Here is a 4,205-nt window from a genome sequence, read left to right as displayed (position 1 = left end):
TGCCCGCGCAACTTGCTTACCGCCTGCGCGTCCACCGCGCTGCCCTGGTTGCCCCAGGCCGAGCGCACGAACGTCAGCACTTCGGCGATCTCCTTGTCCCCCAGTTGCTCGCGAAAGGCCGGCATACGGTAAGCATCAGGCACTCCAGCAGACACTACCCGCTGTGAACCGTTCAAGGTGATATTGATCGCCGACGCGTCTTCTTTGGCCAAAGCCGATGTAGCCCCGGCCAGTGGTGGCATCGATGGCGCCTGGCCCTTGCCGTCCAGGCCATGGCATGACGCGCAGCGGGTCACGTAGGTGTGCGCCCCGGGGGCGTCCAGCCGCTCGGCAGCCGACACCGCCTGGTACTGCCAGGGCGCGCCATCGCGCTGAGGGTCACCGGGGAGCGACTTCAGGTAATGGGCGATGGCGGCCAGGTCGTCGTCAGTCATGAACTGGGTGGAGTTGTTGAATGCCTCGGTCATCGAACCGAATACCACGGCATGGCGGTTGCGGCCGGTCTTGAGGAACTGGACGATTTCAGCTTCGCTCCAGCGCCCCAGCCCGGTGTTGTGGTCCGCACGCAGGCTCGGTGCATACCAACCATCGAGCAATGCCCCGGCCAGGTACGCTGTGCCGCTGTCGTCCAGGGCCTTTTCGTTGAACGCCAAACCACGCGGCGTGTGGCAACTGCCGCAGTGGCCAGGGCCCTGGACGATGTAGGCACCTCGGTTCCACTGCGCGTCCTGCCCCGCCTGGGCGGTGTACGGCGCGGTCGGGGCAAACAGGCCGTTCCACAGCGCAATGGGCCAGCGCAGGTTCAGCGGCCACGGGATATCGCTGGGCAAGTTGGCTTGCTTGGCCGGCTGCACGCCGTGCATGAAAAACGCATACAGGGCCTTTACGTCGTCATCGCTGAGTTTGGCGTACGAGGGGTAGGGCATGGCCGGGTACAGGCGCCGGCCACCGGGTGCCACGCCGTGGCGCACGGCGCGGTCGAAGTCCGCCAGGCTGTAGGCGCCGATGCCAGTGTCGCGATCGGGGGTGATGTTGGTGGCATGAATGGCCCCCAGCGGAGTGGCCATTTGTAGCCCGCCGGCGAACGGTTGGCCCTCTGGCAGGCTGTGGCAGGCGACGCAGTCGCTGAGCCGGGCCACGTACTCGCCACGGCTGACCAGCGCTGCGGCGGCGGTGTCGGCCTGCGCGTCGGTGAACGGCGAAGCGGGCTCGCGGGTGACATACCAGGCCAGCAGGCCCGCCGCGATCAGGCACGGCAGCGCCAGCCAACCAGCGGTTCTTGCGAAACGATGGGTCATGGGGCAATCCTTGTGCGTCAGCTGAAGGTGTGGCGGCTCATTGGCAGGCTGCGTACGCGCTGGCCGGTCAGTTGCGCCACCGCGTTGGCCACTGCCGGCGCGACTGCGGGCAGTGGCGGTTCGCCAATGCCGCCCATTTTCGCCCCGCTTTCGACAATGCGCACATGTACCCGTGCCATGCGCGAAGGCGGCAGGATCGGGTACAGGTCGTAATTGCGCGCGCGCGGCTTGCCATCCACGTACACCGCTTCTTCCAACAGCGTCTGCGACAGGCCCAACGCCACCGCCCCATTGACCTGGTGCTCGATGATGGCCGGGTTGACGATACTGCCGGGGTCGATGGCCTGCCAGATATCGTGCACCTTGACCTGGCCGTTCTCCATCGACACTTCGGCGATGACGGCTGCGTGCGAGCCGAAGGGCGAGGCCATGGCCACGCCACGGGCCCGCTTGCTGCCATCTTCGGCGGTGAACGGCCCGCGATTCCAGCCCCCGGACAAGTCGGCGACCGCGTTCAGCAGGGTGGTCAGCCGGGGGTTGTCGCGCAGCAGGTGCAGGCGCAGTTCGAACGGGTCCTTGCCACCTTTGTCGGCCAGTTCGTCTAGAAACGACTCATAGAAGAAGTCGTTCAGCGAGTTGCCCACCGAGCGCCAGTAGCCGAGCATGGCCGGGCCTTTGACATAGACCTGGGCAATGCGTTTGTTGGCGATGGCATAGGCCTTGCCCGACAGCCCCTCAAGCGCGGTGGGGTCGACCTTGTCGCCCTGCTTGCCCGCCAGGGCCTCGGTCGGGCCTTCGGTGGCGCTGACCGCTTCGATGGCCACCGGCAGGCCGTCGGCATCAAGCCCAGCGCGGAACTTCACCACGGCGACCGGGCGCAGTACATCACGCAGAAACTCTTCTTCGCGGCTCCAGATCAGTTTGACCGGCCGGCCCACCGCCTTGGCCAGGGCAATGGCCTGCGGGTAGGGGTTGGCCGATTCGTACAGGAAGTGGCGGCCGAAGAAGCCGCCCAACAGTGGCGAGTGCAGGTTGATCTGGCTGGTTTGCAGGCCGGTGCGTTGGGCGATGTCGTCGCGGAACATGTCCGGCGCCTGGTTGGGCAGCCAGACATCCAGCGTGCCATCGGCATTGAAGCGGGCAAGGGCCGACGGTGGCTCCAGCTGGGCATGGTTCAGGTACTGGTTGTGGTAGCTGGCCTCGACCCGGGTCTTGGCATTGGCCAAGGCACGCGCTACATCGCCTTCGTTTTCTTCATCGCGCGCCGGGCCATCGACCGTGGCCAGGTGCTCGCGCCAGCCGTCGCTGGAAAAATCAGCCGGCATGGCCCGTAGCGTGCTGTCGGCGGCTGGCTCTTGCCAGTCGACTTGAAGGGCTTCGACGGCGCGCTTGGCGTGCCACCAGCGTTCAGCGACCACCGCTACCGCCCCTGGCAACTGATGCACCGAGTGCACGCCGTTCATGGCCTTGACCTGGCCTTCGTTACGCAGGCTGCCAACGGTCATGCCCAGGCGCGGCGCATGCTGCACGGCGGCGTGGAGCATGCCGTCCACCTTGATGTCGATGCAGTATTGGGCTTTGCCGGTGGATTTGTCGTAGGCATCCAGGCGCCGAACCGGCTTGCCGATCCAGCGGAACTGGGCAGGGTCGCGCAGCTTGACGCTGGCCGGGTCGGGTACCGGCAGGTCCATGGCCCGCCCGGCCAGTTCGCCGTAAGGCACCGAGCGGCCGCTCGTGGTATGTACCACGTTACCCGGGGTGCTCGACAGTTCGGCCACCGGCACCCCCAGTTTTTCGGCGCCAGCCTGCAGCAACATGGCCCGGGCGAGGGCGCCCAGGCGGCGCATGGTGGGGTAGCTCATGCGTACCGACATGCTGCCGCCGGTAATCCGCATGCCGTTTTCCATCACCACATAGGCTTCGCCGGGTGGCGCGCTTTCGACCACGAAGTGCGCGGGGTCCACGTCCAGCTCTTCACCGACGATCTGGGCCATGGCGGTGAACGGCCCCTGGCCACCTTCCATGAACGGGCTGAGCAGGCGCACCGTACCGTCTGGGCGAATTTCCAGAAACGCCGGCACTTGGGTGCCGCGTTCTGCTGTGGCCGCGGCCGCGGCTTGTACCCGCGGCACGCCCACCGGCAGGCCGAAGCCCAGCACCAGTGCGCCCACGGCAGTGCCGGCGAGGAAGCGACGGCGTGACAGGTTGACCGTTTCGCCGCGCTGCAGGCCGAGCAGTTCGGCAGGGGTATCGACGGGTGTGTTCATCAGGCCTGCTCCCCTTGGGCCAAGTCGTGCATGGCGGCATGGATGGCGTTGTAGGTGCCGCAGCGACACAGGTTGACCATGGCTGCGTCGATCTGCTCGGCGCTGGGTTTGGGCGTGTGCTTGAGCAGCGCGGTGGCCGCCATCACCTGGCCGGACTGGCAGTAGCCGCACTGAGCCACCTGGTGATCAACCCACGCCGTGACCACCCGTTGGCCGACCGGGTCGGCTTCGATCGCTTCGATGGTGGTGACCTCGCGGCCGACCACGCCGGCCACCGGGGTGACGCAGGCACGGACCACGTTGCCGTCGACCAGTACCGAACACGCGCCGCACTGGGCCAGGCCGCAGCCATACTTGGTGCCGGTCAGCCCCAGGTCATCGCGGATCACCCACAACAGGGGCGTGTCGGCGTCCGCCTCGACCTGGTAGGTCTTCTGGTTGATGCGTAGTTCCATGGTTCACCTGCCAGTCATCGGTTGTTGTCGCGGGGTCATGTCGGGTGGGGAATACATTGTTCCCCGGTGGGGAAACGCTAGCACAGGCCAGCGGCCACCGGTTTGAACCGGGTGGCAGGTTCAGAGAATCAGGCAAGTAATCCGTTGGAATGCGCAACTGGGCAGCCAGGCAGGACGTGCGCGTT

3 protein-coding genes are annotated in these 4,205 nt (G+C 66.5%); all 3 read right to left on the bottom strand.

Annotation, left to right across the window (positions count from 1 at the left end; genetic code table 11):
• Positions 1-1,298: cytochrome c (locus APH30_RS26225; protein WP_054914159.1), on the bottom strand; the 1,298-nt coding region annotated here is incomplete at its 3' end.
• 17 nt (positions 1,299-1,315) lie between these two features.
• The gene (locus APH30_RS26220) at positions 1,316-3,565 is read right to left on the bottom strand and encodes a molybdopterin cofactor-binding domain-containing protein (protein WP_054914158.1); all 2,250 of its coding nucleotides are present in this window, start codon (positions 3,563-3,565) and stop codon (positions 1,316-1,318) included.
• Positions 3,565-4,020, bottom strand: coding sequence for a (2Fe-2S)-binding protein (locus APH30_RS26215; RefSeq protein ID WP_009686563.1), 456 nt, complete (start codon positions 4,018-4,020; stop codon positions 3,565-3,567). The genes APH30_RS26220 and APH30_RS26215 overlap by 1 nt, the downstream gene beginning before the upstream one ends.
• Between the last annotated feature and the right edge of the window lie 185 nt (positions 4,021-4,205).

Origin of the sequence: Pseudomonas sp. NBRC 111127 (assembly GCF_001320345.1) — a bacterium.
Classification (GTDB): Bacteria; Pseudomonadota; Gammaproteobacteria; order Pseudomonadales; family Pseudomonadaceae; genus Aquipseudomonas; species Aquipseudomonas juntendi.
The sequence above is the reverse complement of the archived record's forward strand: the minus strand, read 5'-3'. Positions and strand labels throughout refer to the sequence as shown.